The 17,172-nt window shown below is 36.1% G+C and carries 13 protein-coding genes and 1 pseudogene; all 14 read left to right on the forward strand.

What is annotated here, in order from left to right; translation table 11 throughout:
- Positions 1-16: 16 nt before the first annotated feature.
- The 14 genes and pseudogenes from T498_RS0111890 to T498_RS0111955 all read left to right on the forward strand — a co-directional run bounded on the left by T498_RS0111890 (position 17) and on the right by T498_RS0111955 (position 17,164).
- A complete protein-coding gene (locus T498_RS0111890) occupies positions 17-937 on the forward strand; it encodes a bifunctional riboflavin kinase/FAD synthetase (protein ID WP_028236102.1) in 921 nt (306 codons plus the stop codon).
- Positions 938-1,032: 95 nt separating this feature from the next.
- On the forward strand, positions 1,033-2,100 hold the full coding sequence (locus T498_RS0111895) for a C40 family peptidase (protein WP_028236103.1): 1,068 nt from the start codon (positions 1,033-1,035) through the stop codon (positions 2,098-2,100).
- Positions 2,101-2,208: 108 nt separating this feature from the next.
- A complete protein-coding gene (locus T498_RS0111900; protein ID WP_028236104.1) occupies positions 2,209-2,718 on the forward strand; it encodes an SEC-C metal-binding domain-containing protein in 510 nt (169 codons plus the stop codon).
- Positions 2,719-2,904: 186 nt separating this feature from the next.
- Positions 2,905-4,563: a methyl-accepting chemotaxis protein gene (locus T498_RS16355; RefSeq protein ID WP_028236105.1), complete on the forward strand. Its 1,659-nt coding sequence runs from the start codon at positions 2,905-2,907 to the stop codon at positions 4,561-4,563.
- Between the two features lie 168 nt (positions 4,564-4,731).
- The gene (locus tag T498_RS0111910) at positions 4,732-5,613 is read left to right on the forward strand and encodes a zinc ribbon domain-containing protein (protein ID WP_028236106.1); all 882 of its coding nucleotides are present in this window, start codon (positions 4,732-4,734) and stop codon (positions 5,611-5,613) included.
- An 18-nt stretch (positions 5,614-5,631) separates the two neighbouring features.
- On the forward strand, positions 5,632-6,330 hold the full coding sequence (locus T498_RS0111915; RefSeq protein ID WP_051524751.1) for a hypothetical protein: 699 nt from the start codon (positions 5,632-5,634) through the stop codon (positions 6,328-6,330).
- Between the two features lie 85 nt (positions 6,331-6,415).
- Positions 6,416-7,195: a ZIP family metal transporter gene (locus tag T498_RS0111920; protein ID WP_028236108.1), complete on the forward strand. Its 780-nt coding sequence runs from the start codon at positions 6,416-6,418 to the stop codon at positions 7,193-7,195.
- Positions 7,196-7,213: 18 nt separating this feature from the next.
- Positions 7,214-7,855 (forward strand): annotated as a pseudogene (locus T498_RS17305) (GH25 family lysozyme); the annotation flags it as partial.
- Positions 7,856-8,711: 856 nt separating this feature from the next.
- Entirely contained in the window at positions 8,712-9,917 is a 1,206-nt protein-coding gene (locus T498_RS0111930) for a 2-hydroxyacyl-CoA dehydratase (RefSeq protein WP_028236109.1), read from the forward strand.
- A 13-nt stretch (positions 9,918-9,930) separates the two neighbouring features.
- A complete protein-coding gene (locus tag T498_RS0111935; RefSeq protein WP_028236110.1) occupies positions 9,931-11,859 on the forward strand; it encodes a hypothetical protein in 1,929 nt (642 codons plus the stop codon).
- Positions 11,860-11,875: 16 nt separating this feature from the next.
- Positions 11,876-13,129, forward strand: a complete 1,254-nt coding sequence (locus T498_RS0111940; RefSeq protein ID WP_028236111.1) for a hypothetical protein — start codon at positions 11,876-11,878, stop codon at positions 13,127-13,129.
- Positions 13,130-13,149: 20 nt separating this feature from the next.
- A complete protein-coding gene (locus T498_RS0111945) occupies positions 13,150-14,754 on the forward strand; it encodes a hypothetical protein (RefSeq protein ID WP_028236112.1) in 1,605 nt (534 codons plus the stop codon).
- A gap of 30 nt (positions 14,755-14,784) precedes the next feature.
- Positions 14,785-16,362 carry a hypothetical protein gene (locus tag T498_RS0111950; RefSeq protein ID WP_028236113.1) on the forward strand — a complete coding sequence of 526 codons (1,578 nt, stop codon included), beginning with the start codon at positions 14,785-14,787 and terminating at the stop codon, positions 16,360-16,362.
- Complete coding sequence (locus T498_RS0111955; RefSeq protein WP_028236114.1) at positions 16,355-17,164, forward strand: TPM domain-containing protein; 810 nt, start codon at positions 16,355-16,357, stop codon at positions 17,162-17,164. The genes T498_RS0111950 and T498_RS0111955 overlap by 8 nt, the downstream gene beginning before the upstream one ends.
- The last annotated feature ends 8 nt before the right edge of the window (positions 17,165-17,172 follow it).

The following is a 17,172-nucleotide window of genomic DNA, read 5'->3' on the forward strand; positions in this document are numbered from 1 at the left end:
TGAGAGAATAATTATTATGGAATATTTACATTCATTATTTGATACAAAAATATCTGAACCTACAGCAGTAACTGTTGGAAAGTTTGATGGTATTCACAAAGGCCACAATCTTCTTACATCGGATATTATAGGAAAGGGCAAGGAAGGCTTTAGATCATGCCTTGTGACCTTCACTAATTCCGTGAGAAAAGCTATTTCAAATGATGATTCTCCGGCTCTTATTACAAATAAAGAGCGTGTGTATATGCTTGAGTCTAATGGTCTTGATTATTTAATTGAGTGCCCATTCGATGAAAGACTTATGCAAACTGATGCTGAAAGCTTTATCAGGCTTTTGGTTGAGAATCTCAATATGAAATATATGGTGGTTGGTTCGGATTTTACCTTTGGTTATAAAGGGGCAGGAAATGTCGTTGTTTTGGCAGATCTTGCAGCTAAGTACAATTTTGAGCTTAGAGTAATTGAAAAGGTTAAAAAGAACAACAGAGATATTAGTAGCACTTACATTCGTGAGGAGCTTAAAGAGGGACATATAGATGTTGTAAATGAAATGCTTGGATATGAGTATTTCGTTTGGGGCGAGGTGGTGCATGGCGCACATCTCGGTACTAAAATAGGTATACCTACAATCAATATCATTCCGGAAGCTTCCAAGCTTGTGCCTAAGTTTGGAGTGTATGTTACTACAATAGACTTTGATGGTCGTATTTATCATGGCGTGACAAATGTTGGCACTAAGCCTTCTGTATCAGATAAAAACATAGTAGGGATTGAGACACATATCCTTGATTACAATGGCGATTTATATGGAAAGTTTGTTAGGGTTACCTTCCAATCATTCCTTCGTCCAGAAATGAAATTCAGTTCTGTAGAAGAACTGAAAGAGCAGATGAGCAAGGATAAGATGGTGGCAAAAAGTTATTTAAACAAGAAATAGTGCAAAATGTTTCGTAATTATTACAAAATATTGACACGGGCAATCCATCTTGTTATAATTCATATGTTGTGTTTTAAATAGATATTGGAGGTTATATGAAAAAGCGCATTATTTCGGCTTTCTCAATCGTTTGTGCTTCAGCACTTATTTTTGATTTTTGTTTAGATTCTAAGAATAATATAAATGCAGTAGATACATCAGCAGCTTCAGCTACAGCTGGTGCAGTTTCAGCAGGTTCAGTAGATATTGCATCACTTGATGCTGTTTCTGTAGAGGACTCTGATACAGTTGCTACTGCAAAATCACTTGGAGAGCTTTACGGATACAATAATCTTGGTATCTGTAATGTTTCAGAGGGTAACCTTAACATCCGTGAGACAGCAGCTTCTGATGGTAAGCTTGTTGGTAAGTTCCCTGCTAATGCTGGTTGTGAAATTGTCAGCGAAGAGGGCGAATGGAGCTATATCAAATCAGGTGAGGTTGAAGGTTATGTTATGACTGAATACCTTCTCACTGGTGATGAAGCTTGGGATAAGGCTGTTGAGCTTGCAGAATACGTTGCTACATCTACAACAGGTGGTCTTCGTGTTCGTGCAGAGGGCAATACAGATTCAGAAATCATTTATATGCTTGCTGATGGCGAGGAGATTGCTATATTAGATGGCACTCAGGATGATGAGTGGATTAAGGTAGACGTTGATGGTGACGAAGGTTATGTTTCTGCAGAATATGTAGATGTTGATCTTTCACTTAAGACAGCTATGACACTTACAGAGGCTAGATACGGTGAGGGTGTTTCCGACGTACGTACAGCTCTTTGTGATAATGCACTTCAGTATGTAGGTAACAGATACGTTTGGGGTGGTACAAGCCTTACAAACGGTGTTGACTGTTCTGGATTTACAATGCAGATTATGGCTCAGTATGGTGTACATCTTTCACATTCATCTAGAGCACAGGCCAATGAAGGAACAACAATTTCTACATCAGAGCTTAAGCCGGGAGATTTAGTATTCTATGGCAAGGGCGGAACAATCAACCACGTTGCAATTTACATTGGTGGTGGTCAGATTGTACATGCATCTAACAAGCGTGACGGTATCAAGATTTCAAATTACATGTACCGTACACCTATTAAGTGTGTCAGAGTTATTTACGACTAATAATTGATTATAAGGGCTAGCTTCGGCTAGCCTTTTATATTGCATTGTGTTATAATTTTCTTCGTGGTACGCCACATATAATGAGTATAAATTGGAGAGGAAAGTATTATGAGTTTGTTAGAAAACTGGCAAAAGATTGCCTACAACCAGAATCAGTCACAGGCTGACCTTCAGAGATTCTGGCAGGGTTATTTTCTTTTAGAGAAAGGCATCTATGAGCAGCTTTTAGATGATCCTGATACTGAGGTTAAGGGTACAGTTAAGGAGCTTGCTGAGAAGTATAAAATAGATATTATGCCAATGGTTGGTTTCCTTGATGGAATCAACGATTCACTTGTAGCACCTAACCCAATCGACACAATGGAAGAGGATACAGTTGTATCTCTTAAGTTCGATAAGGAAAAGCTATTTAAGAACATGATTGATGCAAAGGCTGATTGGCTTTATGGCCTTCCACAGTGGGAGAAGATCTTCGATGAGGAGACAAGAAAGGCTCTTACAAAGGAAGCTAAGAACATGCACACAATCGTTAGAACAGAAAAGAAGGTTGGACGTAATGATCCATGTCCTTGTGGTTCTGGCAAGAAGTATAAGCACTGCTGCATGAACAAGAAATAATAGAAAATTTAAGCACATCCTTTTGGGGTGTGCTTTTTTATATAAATTAGTTGTATCTAAGATTAACAAAAACTTCACAGATTCAAAGTTTATTTATTTTATAATAAATTTAGTCGGTTTCACTAGCGTAGCATAGTAATACTGTTCAATCGACCAAGGGGAATAAAATCATTTTGGAGGTCGAGCATGGAAAAACGAGGCAAAACCGTATCTTTAAGATTCACTTTAGTAGGTCTACTAATAATTTCCTTATTTATTGTTGGCATAGCGGCTACTACCGTTGGCTGTATAAGTATGAAACAGGGAATGGAAAGTGAGATAGAGACAGGCGTTATGGCGACCTGTGGCTCTTATGCACAAGTCCTTGAGTTTACATACGACGGAGAAAATATTGATGAAACATCCACTCTTGAAGCGGATATGAATAAGGAAACAGGGTATGATTACACCTATTTCTATGGAGATACAAGTGTACGCTCTAGTATACCAGGTGTGGTGGGAACAAAAGCCGGTGATGCTGTAATTGCTGCAGTGTTAAATAGCAAGCAGAATTATTCAGCTAGTGATGTAGTGATAAATGGCAATCCTTATTATGTAGTTTACAAACCTATTGTCGATGATGATGGCAATATATTTGGAATGGCTTTTGTAGGACTTCAAAAGGACCAGGTAAATGGATACATAATGAAGAAGGTAGTTTTGAGTATAGTGTTAGATTTGGCTATTCTCATAATTCTAACTATAATCTCAGTGCTATTTATTCTTAGAATAATAAAGGCTATTGATGAAAATGTTACTGCTGTCAGACAGATGTCTAATGGTGATTTGAATATAAACCTTAGTGATTCAGTAAAGAACCGAAATGATGAATTAGGAGAGATGTCATCAGCTTTATATGATATGGCAGAACGCATTCGTTCAGTTATTGGAAATGCCAGACATTCTTCTGATGAAGTCGACCAATCTGCAGATTATTTGTCAACTACTGTGCGTTCTATTTCTCAGACTACTGAAAATGTTAGTGCTGCAGTTGGGCAAGTTGCTATTGGAGCTACAAATCAGGCTCAATCATTGCAGGATGCAGTGTCATCTGTAATTAGCATTAATGATGCAGTAGAGCTTATCACAGCCAATGCAGAAGAAATGCAATCTATCGCAGATTCTATGCAAGAGAAGTCTTCTGTAAGTCAGGACAAGCTTACAGAGCTTAGAATGTCTACAAGAGCAAGTATTGCAGCCATTGATGGTATTGTAGAGCTGATTGGAAACACAAATACGGCTGTTACTACAATTAGTGAAGCTGTATCTATTATCGATGCAATTGCAGCTCAGACTAATTTGCTTTCGTTAAATGCAAGTATTGAAGCTGCCAGAGCTGGTGAAGCAGGTAAAGGATTCGCGGTTGTTGCTGATGAGATTAGACAGCTAGCAGATCAGTCGGCTGATGCTGCGCAGAATATCCAAGAGGCTATGAAGGGGCTTTCTTCAGACTCTAACAAGACAATGGAAGAGGCAGGCTCTGTTCAAGAGGCAATGACTAAGCAGCGTAGCACAATTCATAGAACAATCGAGCAGGTTGATAGTCTGATAGAAGATATTACTAAATCAATATCTCTTACAAAAGACATTGTCGATAACGTTGATAAGACACACAAAGCCTCATCGCTTATTTCAGACACAATTAATTCTCTTTCATCCATATCTCAGCAGAACGCAGCAAGTTCTGAAGAGACCAGAAGCTCAATGCAAGAGCTGGCTGATACTATGGAATCACTTTCTACAAGAGCAAGTAACCTTAACGATGTTGCTAAGACACTTGAAAAGGAAATGGAATTCTTCCAATAATGTTGGATTGAGTTGCTAGATAGGAAAACAAAAAAAGTCCTTTCTCATAGATGGGTTAATCCTATTGAGAAAGGACTTTTTTGTATGTAAATTTATAAAATAAAGTGTTGACTCATAAATTAATAAATAGTAAAATGCTACTAAAGATAAAACATAGGAGGGATGAAAATGTTTTGTAAATTCTGCGGTAAGAACCTTCCAGATGATGCAAATTTTTGCAACTATTGCGGAGGAGATCTAAGAGAAAATTCACAAACTATTCATAAACCTGTTCAGGAAGTGCGCCCATCTAGAGCGGCTGAGCCACAACCTGTATATAATTATAATCCGGGTGCTAATAAGCCAAAGAAGGGCAAGGGCATCTTGATTGTCATTATAGCTCTTATCCTTGTTCTTCTTGCAGGAATTGGCGGATTCTATGCATATGAGAACTATATGGATTCCAAAGAAGATTCCGATTCAAGGATAGAATCCACAAAGAACGATGATTCTAAAAAAGATAAAAAAGACAAAAAGAGCGATAGCAAGTCAGAAAAGAAATCATCAAAAAAGAATAAAGAAAAGCCAGAAGTAAAAAAAGAAGCAAAGCTTGATAAAGGATTTCAGGATATGTCTGGCAAGACATTATATTTCTCACATGATGCCGAGACTATAGCTGATTCTTATTGGGAGTTCATTACAGATAAAGAGTGTAGATTATACAATTCAGATGGAAGTTATCTTGAAGGAGAGTACGCTGTAGTTACTGGTGATGCTGGAATGCGTTACACAGAAAAGGAATTTCCGGAGTATAGTCTGACTTACGATGAGCTTGAATCAGCTGTTGAGGCTAATAAAGAAACCTATACCAATTCTATGGACTATGTAGTGGTAAGCTTTATTGGTCTTGTAGAGTATAGTGCTGAAGGCGATGTTATTTCAGATGAGCCATATCCAACTACATTCTATTACGGAATGACATATGACATGGATAGTTATTATGTATATGAGCTTACTGGTTCAAATACGGCAGAAACCTATTACTTTATTGATTACGATTATACATTCTAAAATTTTGGGAGAATAAGAATGAAGAAAAAGTTTATACCCTTGTTATCACTTCCTCTAATTATTCTAATTGGAATTGGTATGGCTGCAGTCAGCTATATTGATAATAGTGGTAATACAACTGTTAACAGGGCTTACAATGGTCATCATAATGGAGATGATGATATTTGTGTTAAAAAGCCTGCAATCTATCTATATCCAATAGAAGATGGCAGTAAGATTACTGTAGAGCTTGATATAGATGGTTTATATACAAAGCTTGATCCAGTATTTAATCTTAAAAGTGGCTGGCAGGTGAATGCGGACACCGATGGCACTATTCATTACAAAGGTAAGGAGTATGAATACCTCTTCTGGGAGGGTGAGCTTGATATGGATTATTCATTTGAAGAGGGCTTTTGTGTTGAGGGAGAAAACACTGAAGCATTCCTTCGTGAGAATCTATCAAAGCTTGGCTTAAATGAAAAAGAAACAGAAGATTTTATTGATTATTGGCTTCCACAGATGAAGGACAATAATTATAATGTCATTTCGTTTATGTCAGATGAATACACCGATCATGTAAGAATGAATATTAGCCCTAAGCCAGCCACAAATATTCGAGTGCTAATGTGCTGGTACGGAAGCGATGAAAAGGTTGAGATTGCTGAGCAGGCTATTGAAACACCATCGAGACAAGGATTTACTCTCGTTGAATGGGGAGGCTGTGAAGTTAAATAGTTTTCGTGGGGTACAACACTGTTGTACCCCTTTTATAATTATATGGTAAAATACTTAAGGATTCTTAAATGGAGGTATTTACTGTATGAATATAAATATATTAGTAGGATTATTAATCCCATTCATTGGCACCACACTTGGTGCTGCTATGGTATTTATTCTAAAGAATGAAATATCAGATAAGCTTCAAAAGCTGCTTACAGGATTTGCGGCTGGAGTAATGGTGGCAGCTTCATTTTGGAGTTTGCTATCACCTGCCCTTGAAAGCAGTAAGCATATGGGAAAGCTAGCCTTTTTGCCAGCGGCAATTGGATTTTTACTTGGAACAGGATTTTTGCTGTTTCTAGATATGGTTACGCCTCATATGCATATGGACAAGCAGGATGAAGGCCCTAACAGCAAATTTAAGCGCACTACTAAGCTGATTTTGGCGGTCACATTACATAATATTCCGGAAGGAATGGCTGTAGGTGTGGTTTACGCAGGAGTAATATCAGAAAATGCTGGAATATCAGCCGCCGGGGCACTTGCTCTTGCACTTGGTATTGCCATTCAAAATTTTCCAGAGGGTGCTATAGTATCGATGCCTTTACTTTCAGAAGGCATGCCAAAGAGCAAGACATTTATATGGGGAATGCTTTCAGGTATAGTTGAGCCAATTGCAGGTCTTATTACAATAATTGCGGCTGGTTTTGTAGTGCCTGTTATGCCATATTTTTTATCATTTGCTGCGGGTGCGATGATGTATGTGGTAGTTGAGGAGCTTATTCCTGAAATGTCTGAAGGAAAGCATTCAAATCTGGGAACGATTGCATTTTCATTGGGATTTGTACTAATGATGGTGCTTGATGTGTCCTTGGGATAAAAAACGGAGAATAATGAGATGAAAAAAAAGATAATATCTAGAGTAATTATAATAATTCTTTTATGCCTGATAGGCCTTGCGGTAGGACTTCTATATTTTGGCATAATCCATATTAACAATCCTAGTAAAACAAAATATCCAATCAGAGGTGTAGATGTATCTTCCCATCAAGGAACAATAGATTGGGAAGAAATCGCCTCTCAGGATATCGATTTTGCATACATAAAAGCTACAGAGGGCTCTGGTTATTTAGATTCTTATTTTGATGATAACTGGGAGAATGCTGCTGATGCGGGTCTCTATGTGGGCGCTTATCATTTTTTTAGTTTTGAATCTTCTGGTGAGAAGCAGGCTGAAAACTTTATTGATAATGTAAAACCTCATGGAAAAATGCTTCCACCTGTTATTGATGTAGAATTCTATGGCGAGTTTAAATCTGTAAAAGATATTGATGTAGATGATGTTCAAGAAGAACTAAGAAGTATGGTTGATGCGTTAGAGAAAGCGTACGATCAAAAGCCTATCATTTACACAACTAAAAGAGCTTACAATTCAATACTTGAAGATGAATTTGATGACTGTGATTTGTGGTTTAGAAGTGTATATACTCCGGTGATGGGGGATGTTGACTGGACTTTTTGGCAGTATTCAAATAGAACTCATCTAAAAGGCTATGATGGACATGAGAAATACATTGATATGAATGTATTCTGCGGAGATAAGAAAGATTTCAAAAAGCTTGTAAAAGAATATGATGAGGATGTTGAAGAAGAAGAGGAACAGCCTCTTGTGGATTGGAATTATTTTGAAGAACAAATGTCAAAGTCTGATGTAGCTGATTTTGAAGATTTTATGCCAATTCTAAACGATGAGGAGACTTTCTATTGCTTTGACTGGAACGATAAAGATGTTACTTTTAGTGAGTATTTGGAATCAATTGAATGTGATGACACACCAGATATCCATGGTCTTGCTCTGGTTGATATAGATGGACAAAATGGAAAAGAATTGATTTTGGATATTTATGAAGGCGGCGGAAATTTCCTGATTCTTACAAGAGATAATAATGAGTTTTTTGGCACAAGTAGGGGCACTAGAACTTTTGAAATGCTTCAAAATGATGGTAAATTCCTAGGAAGCGGAGGCGTATCAGATGCTTATTATTACACTATGAGTATCGACAAAAATGGAGTAAAAGAAACTCTGATAGGTGAGCTCCATGGAGAAGATTTTACATTAGTTGATGGTGAGGCTGAAGACTGGGAAAAATGGTTTGATGAAAATTATGGCGATGAGGTCCATTGGATATTAGGACAAGAATATCAGTCTGAAAATCAATCTGAATGTTATACGTAATTATGTTACTGATGATGGTGAACAGTTTAATTTTAATGCTGATTGTTACTATGTTTCAGAAGATAAGACTGCAGAATATCAAAATACTATAGAGGGATATTATTCGCTACAGCCAATAGAGAATTCTGGCTGGGACTTCTTAGATTAACGTGGAAATAAAATGTATAAGATAGATGAGTCCAATGATAAAGAAAAGTATATATTGCTGATTCCTGCTATGCTTGATTTTCATTTTCCATTGATGAAGTATGCTTTTTATTCCAAAAATTATCATCCAATAATAGTGGATTTAGAGGATGGCGTTGAGGATATAGGCCTTAGATTTGTAAATAATGATATGTGTTATCCTGCCATTTTAAATTGTGGTCAGATTATAGCTGCACTAGATTCTGGAAAGTATGATTTGAATAGAACCAGAGTACTTATGGCCACGGCAGGTGATGCATGTCGTGGAGCCAATTATATAGGTGTTTTAAAAAAGGCTCTTAAAAAATCAGGATATGAAAAGATACCTGTTTTGAACCTTAATGTGCAAGGGATAGAAAAAGATGAATCTATGATAATAGACATGGGCATGGCTTGGCGTGCCCTGGTTTGCGTATATTATGGAGATATCTTGATGCTGCTTTCAAATCAGACCAGACCCAATGAAGTAGTTAAGGGGGATACCTCAGAAAAATACAATTATTGGCTAGAGGTTTTGTCAGATGATTTAAAGTCAGGGAAACGACTTAGTCCAAGATGGATGAACAAGCGCTTTAATGAGATAGCCCGGGATTTTGCTACTATTAAGCTTAGGCCTGACAGAAAGCAAAGGATTGGAATTGTAAGTGAGATTTATTCAAAATATTGTCATTTGGGTAATTGGGATTTGCTAAGGTATCTGGAGGATAATGGCTGTGAGGGCCATATTAATGGACTTTCGTGGTATTTAATGTATTACGTATCTACCCATCTTTTGAATAAAAGGTCAATACTTGTTCCATTTTATATGCTTGCTCAAAAATTCTTTGGTGCAATACAAAAGAAGATGATTAGAGCCATTCGAAGTAATGGATTCTATACCATGGATGATTTTTATACTATGAAAAATCAAGTGAGTCCATATATCAGCTTTAAGTACAATATTGGAGATGGTTGGCTTGTTGGTGCAGAATGTGCGGGTCATATTTTAACGGGCTGCAAGAAAGTAATGGCCTTTCAAAGTTTTTGTTGCATGCCTCTTCAGACTTGTGGTAAGGGAATGTATTCTGTTATTGAAAGAAAGCTTGCCGGTAAGGGGCATATCGCAAATGCGGATATAGATTACAGCGGCTCTAGATTAAATTTTTATAATAGAGTTCAGCTTTTGATACATCAAAAATAATAGGGAGATTTTAATGAAAAAGAAAATAATACTACTAGTTTTATGTGTAATCGCTACAACAACGACACTATTTGGCTGCGGGAAAGTAGCAGATAAAGAGACTGAAAAAGTTAGTAAAACTGAAGAGAAATCCGAAGCTAAGTCTGAAAAGAAATCAGAGGAAAAAGAGGAGAAGGAAGAAATAAAGTACCTCTGGAAAAATGGGCAGAAAGAGGCTTTTTCTTACGATTTTAAAGTGGACGAATGTGACAACACATATAGTATCAAATATGACAATATTGAAGGTGATATTAAAATCTGCTACGAAGGAAATGAGCCATTTCTTGTAAGAATGTTTAATAGCGATGAGCTTCCAGATGGGATAACAGAAATCGCACAGTCAGATGTAAATTTTGATGGTTTTTCTGATTTAATTGTACTAGGTATAAAGGATGGAGAATCTTATCCATGGGTTTTCATTGGTGAAGAAAACTATAAATATTCAGAGGAAGATTTAGAATGTACAACTTTTTATGCTAGGGAAGAAATCTCAGATGCTATTATAAAATATTTTGGTGCTAATTTTACCACAGATAATATCATTGCATTTCTTTCAAGCGGACTGAATAATGGTAGTATTGCATCCTACGAAGAGGGATATGCTGCTGTTATAAATTTTTATGAGTCAATAAATCCAGGTGGTATGGGATATGAGTTGATTCAATTTGATGAGGATGATATTCCGGAGCTGATAGTGGATAATTCTGGCTATGGAATGACAATGTATACTTTTAAGGATGGTACGCTTAGTGCGCCTATGGTTTCATGGGCTTATGGTGCTGGCGGCAACCATGGATATGAATATTCTCCTCATAATAATAGCATTCGTAATTATAATACCGATTTCGCTGGTGCAATTATGAATATAAGTTTTGCAACCATTAAGGATAATAAGCTTGATTGGAACTATTGTGTTATTGAAACATATTTCGAAGATAAAAATGGTAATGGTAGTCCTGATGAAGATGAATATACTGAAGATGGTCCGGTAGAAGTTAGTTATGAATGCTATACAGATGAAAATTTAACAGAAGCTGAGATTGAGGCAAAGGCTAATGGATTAAACGGATTAGATTATGAAGAAATGTATGGTTCTAAGTCAGCGTCGCAAGTTTTGAGTGAGCTTGGAATTTCTGAATTCAAGGTATGTCACATAACTAAGAAATCATTTAAGGCTCTTGGAGACTCATATAAGCTAAAGCAAACTAAAGCTAAGGGTAATCAAATCACCTTAGAGCTTTCGAAAGGTAATGATTCTATAAAAAGCAGTTTCGATGGTGAAAGTGCAAAGTTTTATCTGTTTGAGCGACCAGGTGAGAAAGCATTTTTGTATGCCTTTGTACGAAACGATGACAAATCAAAGCTTTATATTTATAATCTGAATTTGGGTTCATTAAATGAACCAATTGAGTTTGATAGTGATTTCTCTTTGTATAATGGTGACATCTCTGATTCTACAGATTTTATGCTTCAAGCTTACAATGATGTATTGGTTGATACAGCTATTCAGCAAAGCTTTACTATATCTGAGCTCGGTACTCCTGTACAAAACAGTGATACAGCTTATTTCATTACTAAGGATTCGATGGAAGAAGGCGCTAAGATTTCTGAAATGGGCGATGATGTTGTAAGCACTAAAGATTTTAGTTGCTATTCAACAAAAGATCTTGATGATGGATACGTATATGCGGATGAGACTTCAGACTTTAAAGCTGGTGAAGTTTTTCATCTTTATAAATACGTTTATGAATTTGGTTTTGCTTATCACATTTATTTAGTAAATGATGATGGAGATATGATTGAGTTTGATTTATACTCAGATGATGGTGTTATTAAAAAGGATAAATCACTGGTAGGATTTTCTGATGATTTATTTATTTCAGACATCAAACTTGCTAAGTAGTTACGGAGGATAATTGATGAAAAAGTTAATGGTACTTGCCCTTGCAGCAATGATGCTTGTGGGCTGTAAACAGGAAGAGACAGAACCTAAAGAAACGAATGAGAAGGTTGTGCGTGATTCTAAGGAGGATGAGCCAAAAAAAGAAAGTAAATATGAGCATGAAGAACTTGATGCTTACAGCGAAGTATTATCTGAGCATTTAAAAGAAAACAAAGATGGCTTTGCGGCAACACTAATCAATATCGATGATGATTATTATTATGAGCTTGCAATGTTTAATGGTGACACTCATGCCGATGGAGCTTATCTTTACACGTATAAGGATGGCAAGGCCATCGATATGGCAACTGATGGATTCCCATTTTATGGTAGTTATGGTTATATGAATTATGTTCCAAAATCTGGATATTTTTCTTATGACTACGATGGAAATGGCGGAGATGATAATGGGGATTATATGTTCTTCGCTTTTAGTCTAAAGGATGGCAAGGTTGAAAATCTTTGTTCTTTAGAGCGAGTTTTCTACTATGATGACAGTAGTGAAGATGTTTTTTATAACCATAACAAGGAAATCTCAGAGAGCGAATACAATGAACTTTATCAAAAGTATTGGTATGACTACAACGGTGATGATCTTGAAGATTTGTATTATGAAGGCTGCAGTAAACTTACATCAGAGGATGATATAGAGGCTTTCCTTGCTGAAAATGATGCGGATGAAGTTGAGGTTAGTTACACAGATGAAGATATTAAGGCAATGTCTCCAGCGGAATTGTTTGATGCATTTTGCAATGGTGATGTAGAAGGTGAATACATTGATGAAAACTGTGATTCTCACCCATATACTTTAGATGGTTTTGAAATCGGTGGCTACGACGCTAATGATTCACTTAGTATAGGCGAGCCTGTTGATGTAGATAATGACGGCGAGCTTGAGTACGAATTAATCTCACCAATGTACGGAAGCATGTATTTTGATTGCAAGGATGGTAAGGTGACACTTTTTGCGCAGGGCGAAGGTACTGCCGCAATGTGCTCTTGTACTACATACGATGGGGCTACTTGGATTGTTCATAGCGACACAACACATATGGGAAGATGCATGTATTTCCTTGACAAGTACAATGGTGATTTGCAGATTGTAGATTCCATGAATCTTTACTGGGAAACTGAAGATTATGAAGAAGATAGTCCAAAAACATATTACTTTAATGACCAGGAAATTACAGAACAAGAGTATAATTCGTACTATCAAGCGATTTTTGAATAGTATTTATTGGGAGGATGATGATGAATAAAAAACAAATAGGATTAATAGGTGTTGCAGCTGTGGCAACAGTGGCCGTAGTAGGTGGAATTATTTGCATTTCTTCAAACTCAGGCTCACAAGAATGGTCTGAAAAAGTGAGCATGCGCGGAATAGTTGATGAAGATGATGTAGCTCATGTAGCTTTATCAAATGGAAAGATTGTTACTGTAGATGATGCAATGGATGTTGTTTTATCAAATGATGAGAAAAAACTCATTGTTTTGGATAAAGACGAAAATCTGTATGTATCTGATCTTAAATGGGAACATAAGAAAAAAATCGCTAAAGATTGTATTATGCTTTACAACTATGAAGGTAATTTTGTTTCATATGCAACTGAAGGAATGAACTATGGATACGCATGCATAGAAACAGGCGAAACATTAGATTGCGAGCCACAATTTGTATATTGGCCTCTAAACGATGGCAATAATGATATTATATATTTTGTAGATTCTGAGGATGAAGAATTAAAGGCTTGGAACGGTTCGAAGGATATAACAATATGTGAAATAGATGATGCTGAATACACAAGAATCTTATCTGTTAATGAAAAGGGTAATGTGATATATGCATCTTGTAATGATGATAAAGCAAAAGTCTATATTACTAAGGGAAACGATTCAGAAAAACTCTGTTCTGTAAATATGGAAGGTAAGTATTCGAATATCTATATGAATAATATCCTAGGTACAAACACAGGATTTCTTATGGCAAGTAATGATAAGCATAGTGGATACTTTTTAGATGAAAAGCAAAAATTACACGAGCTTGATTTAGATAATGACATTGTTAACGTATATACGAAGAATACAGATATCAAAAATACAACTGATACTGCTAAAGAGTACTATCTTGTAACTACAGATGATTATGATGAATACAATGATAATTATCATAGTAGATCAGCATTAATGGATGAAGATGATTATCTTGAGTATCAGGTTACTTATGTGGATAAGAAATATAATACAAAAGAAATCATTGATGATTTAAAGGGAGCTATTATTTCAAACGGTTACCTTTATTACATAGATAAGCATGATAATCTTTATGAAGCTAAACTTAATGGTTCTAGAATAAAGAATGAAAAAGAGATTGACGATGATGTTGTAGCTATAGATCCAACTTCTGGCAATGGATACATTTATTATGTAAAAAATGCTTCAGATGATGGCCTTCAGGATTTATATGTTGTTAAGCATGGCAGTGAAGCAAAAAAGATTTGTGGCAATGTAGAGAGTTATAAATCTGCATATAATTCAAGCTATCCAGCTTATGATTTAAAGTTTGCCAGCGATAATCATTCTACAATTTATTTCTTTAAGAATAGGAAAGAAGATAGAAATTATTCATCACATGACACAATGACATTGTGTAAATATTCCTTTGGCGATAAGGACTACGAAAAGATTGATAATAAGGTACTGTTGAATAACACATTAGTAGATAATCGAAATCTTTCAGATATTTCTAGGATTACTTATTGCAAGCAGCACGAGCATGATGGCAAGTATTCCCTTGATTACTGCGTTTATGATGGCAAGAAGACAAAGGTTCTGGAGGAAGATATTAAGTTAAAGTAATACGACTAGTTTGAGGAGAATAATAATTTAATGGCAACAAGATTTCCCTGTCCAAATTGCGGAGGACAGCTTAGATATTCGCCGGAAAAAGCACAACTATCCTGCACTTCCTGCAATTCATTGTTTGATGTAGAAGAATATAAACCAGATGATGGCATAGGGGTAGATAACGTAAATACGAATGTATTTATCTGCCCTACTTGCGGCGGAGAGATTCAGTTAATTGACAATGATGGTATGGCATTTTGCCCCTTTTGCGGTAATCAGGCCACAATGCAGGAGAATTTTTCATCAAAGGGTACTCCAAAATTCATCCTTCCATTTACATATAGCAAGAAGGATGTAAAAAATCAGTTAAGTGAGTATACTAAAGGAATTCATTTCATTCCAGATGGTTTGCTGGAACAGGATAATATAGATAAGATTGTCAGTATGTATGTGCCATATTATCTATATAACTATCAAATCGATAAAACTATCACTTATGATGGAGTAAAAAGCTATTCAACAACAGATTATTATATTACTGACAAGGCAGAAATAACTGTTGGAATGAGAGTTGGTTCAATGATGGTTCCTTATGATGCGTCACAAGGGCTGGACGATTCTATAGCATGTCTGCTGGAGCCATTTCCAATGCATAATCTGAAGACTTTTAATCCTAATTATTTGGCGGGGGCTTTCGTTGAGAATTCATCTGTAGATTTAGATTTGTATGAGGAGGAAGCATCGAATCTTGTAGTCGATAAACTCATTCAGAAAGCTTCTTTTGAGAACCATGGATTTAAGTGTGATTATTTTGAGGAAATAGACAAAATTAGAGGCCAGATTGAAAACGGGGTAAAAGAAACGGATATTCATGGTGCTTACTTCCCGTTCTATTTCTTGACCAGTAAATGTAAAGATAGAGTAAGTTATTCTATTATTAATGGTACTAATGGTACCGTATATACTGATATTCCTATCGATAAAAGAAAACTTTTTACTGTGTCGCTGGTGGTATCTATAGTAACATTTATTGTCTTGATTGGATTTAGTTATCTTGCAAATATCAGTTATCAGGCAAAAGGCTTATGTGGTATTAGTGCCTTTATTTCTGGATTCATTTCGATGTTTGGCGGATATCTTGCCAATAGTACATACAAGAAAGATAACCACATTGAAGATAAAGGATTCTTTGTTAGTAAAAGAAAGTTTCACATAGATTTTAAAAAGATTTGTGTAAATCTTTATAGCATAATTACAACGTGCATACTTCTTGGTCTCGTTATCGGAATTACAGGTTTGGTTATCGATAGAGTAAGAACTACATATGACTACACAGGTATATTCTCATTTATGGCTGGTACAGGCTTTATGATTATAGCTATATTTCTTGCGGGCTTTGGAAGTAAGAGAACTATATTTGTAGGATTTTTAGGCTGGGCAATGGCAGCCTTTACCAGATGGTTGGATTTTCCAGAAGATATTTTTTATTATGGAGCTCTTTCAATCAGTGCCATTGTAATTTTTGTTTCAATTAATGAGATAGTAGATCAATACAATAGGTTTTCGACACATCGTCTACCTCAGTTTGCTAAGAAGGGAGGCGGTCTTGAAAATGCGTAAGATATATAAGCTTGCAATTTTTGCTATGTCTGCATTCTTGCTGTTTATGCCAATTCAGTCTAATGCAAATAGTAATGTTTTGGTTGAAGATAATGCAGATCTTTTAAGTGATAAAGAGGAAGAGAATCTTGATAATCTTCTAAGAAGCTTTGATCCTGATATTAATTATTATGTGGTCACAAATGAATCTAACCTTTATGGTAAAGATGTTGATAAGATGCTTGAGGGTTTCTACACATCTGAATTTCCTGAAAATGAAGATGGTATCGCAATGATTATCGATATGTATACTCGAACAATCTATCTTCAGGGATATGGCCAAATACAGTATGAACTTACAAATTCAGATGCATATGACATTACTGATAACGTATATACTTATGCTACTAATCAGCAGTATTACAATTGTTTTTATAATGCGTTAATTCAGGTTAATAATCATTTAAATGAAATCGCAGTGCCTCGTCCAATGCGATGGATTGTAACTGCAATATTATCAGTAATAATAGGTTTCCTTGGAACATTCTTTTTTGCTATGATAGAACGTTCAGAAATCAAACCACAGCCTTATATCAAGGATGTTGAGATGAAGGGAAGCATGATTACATCCAAGTGTGAGATTACTAAGACTACCAAAACTCCACGTTACTCTGATAATAGTGGGTCTAGTAGTTTTGGTAGTAGCTCTGGAGGAGGCTATAGTGGAGGATTCTCCGGAGGCGGATTTTCTGGAGGAGGTGGAGGCTTCTCTAGCGGCGGTTCTTCCGGTGGAGGACACTCGGGAGGTGGCCATAGTTTTTAAGATACGGA

Origin of the sequence: Pseudobutyrivibrio sp. MD2005, assembly GCF_000621865.1 — a bacterium.
Lineage (GTDB): Bacteria > Bacillota > Clostridia > Lachnospirales > Lachnospiraceae > Pseudobutyrivibrio.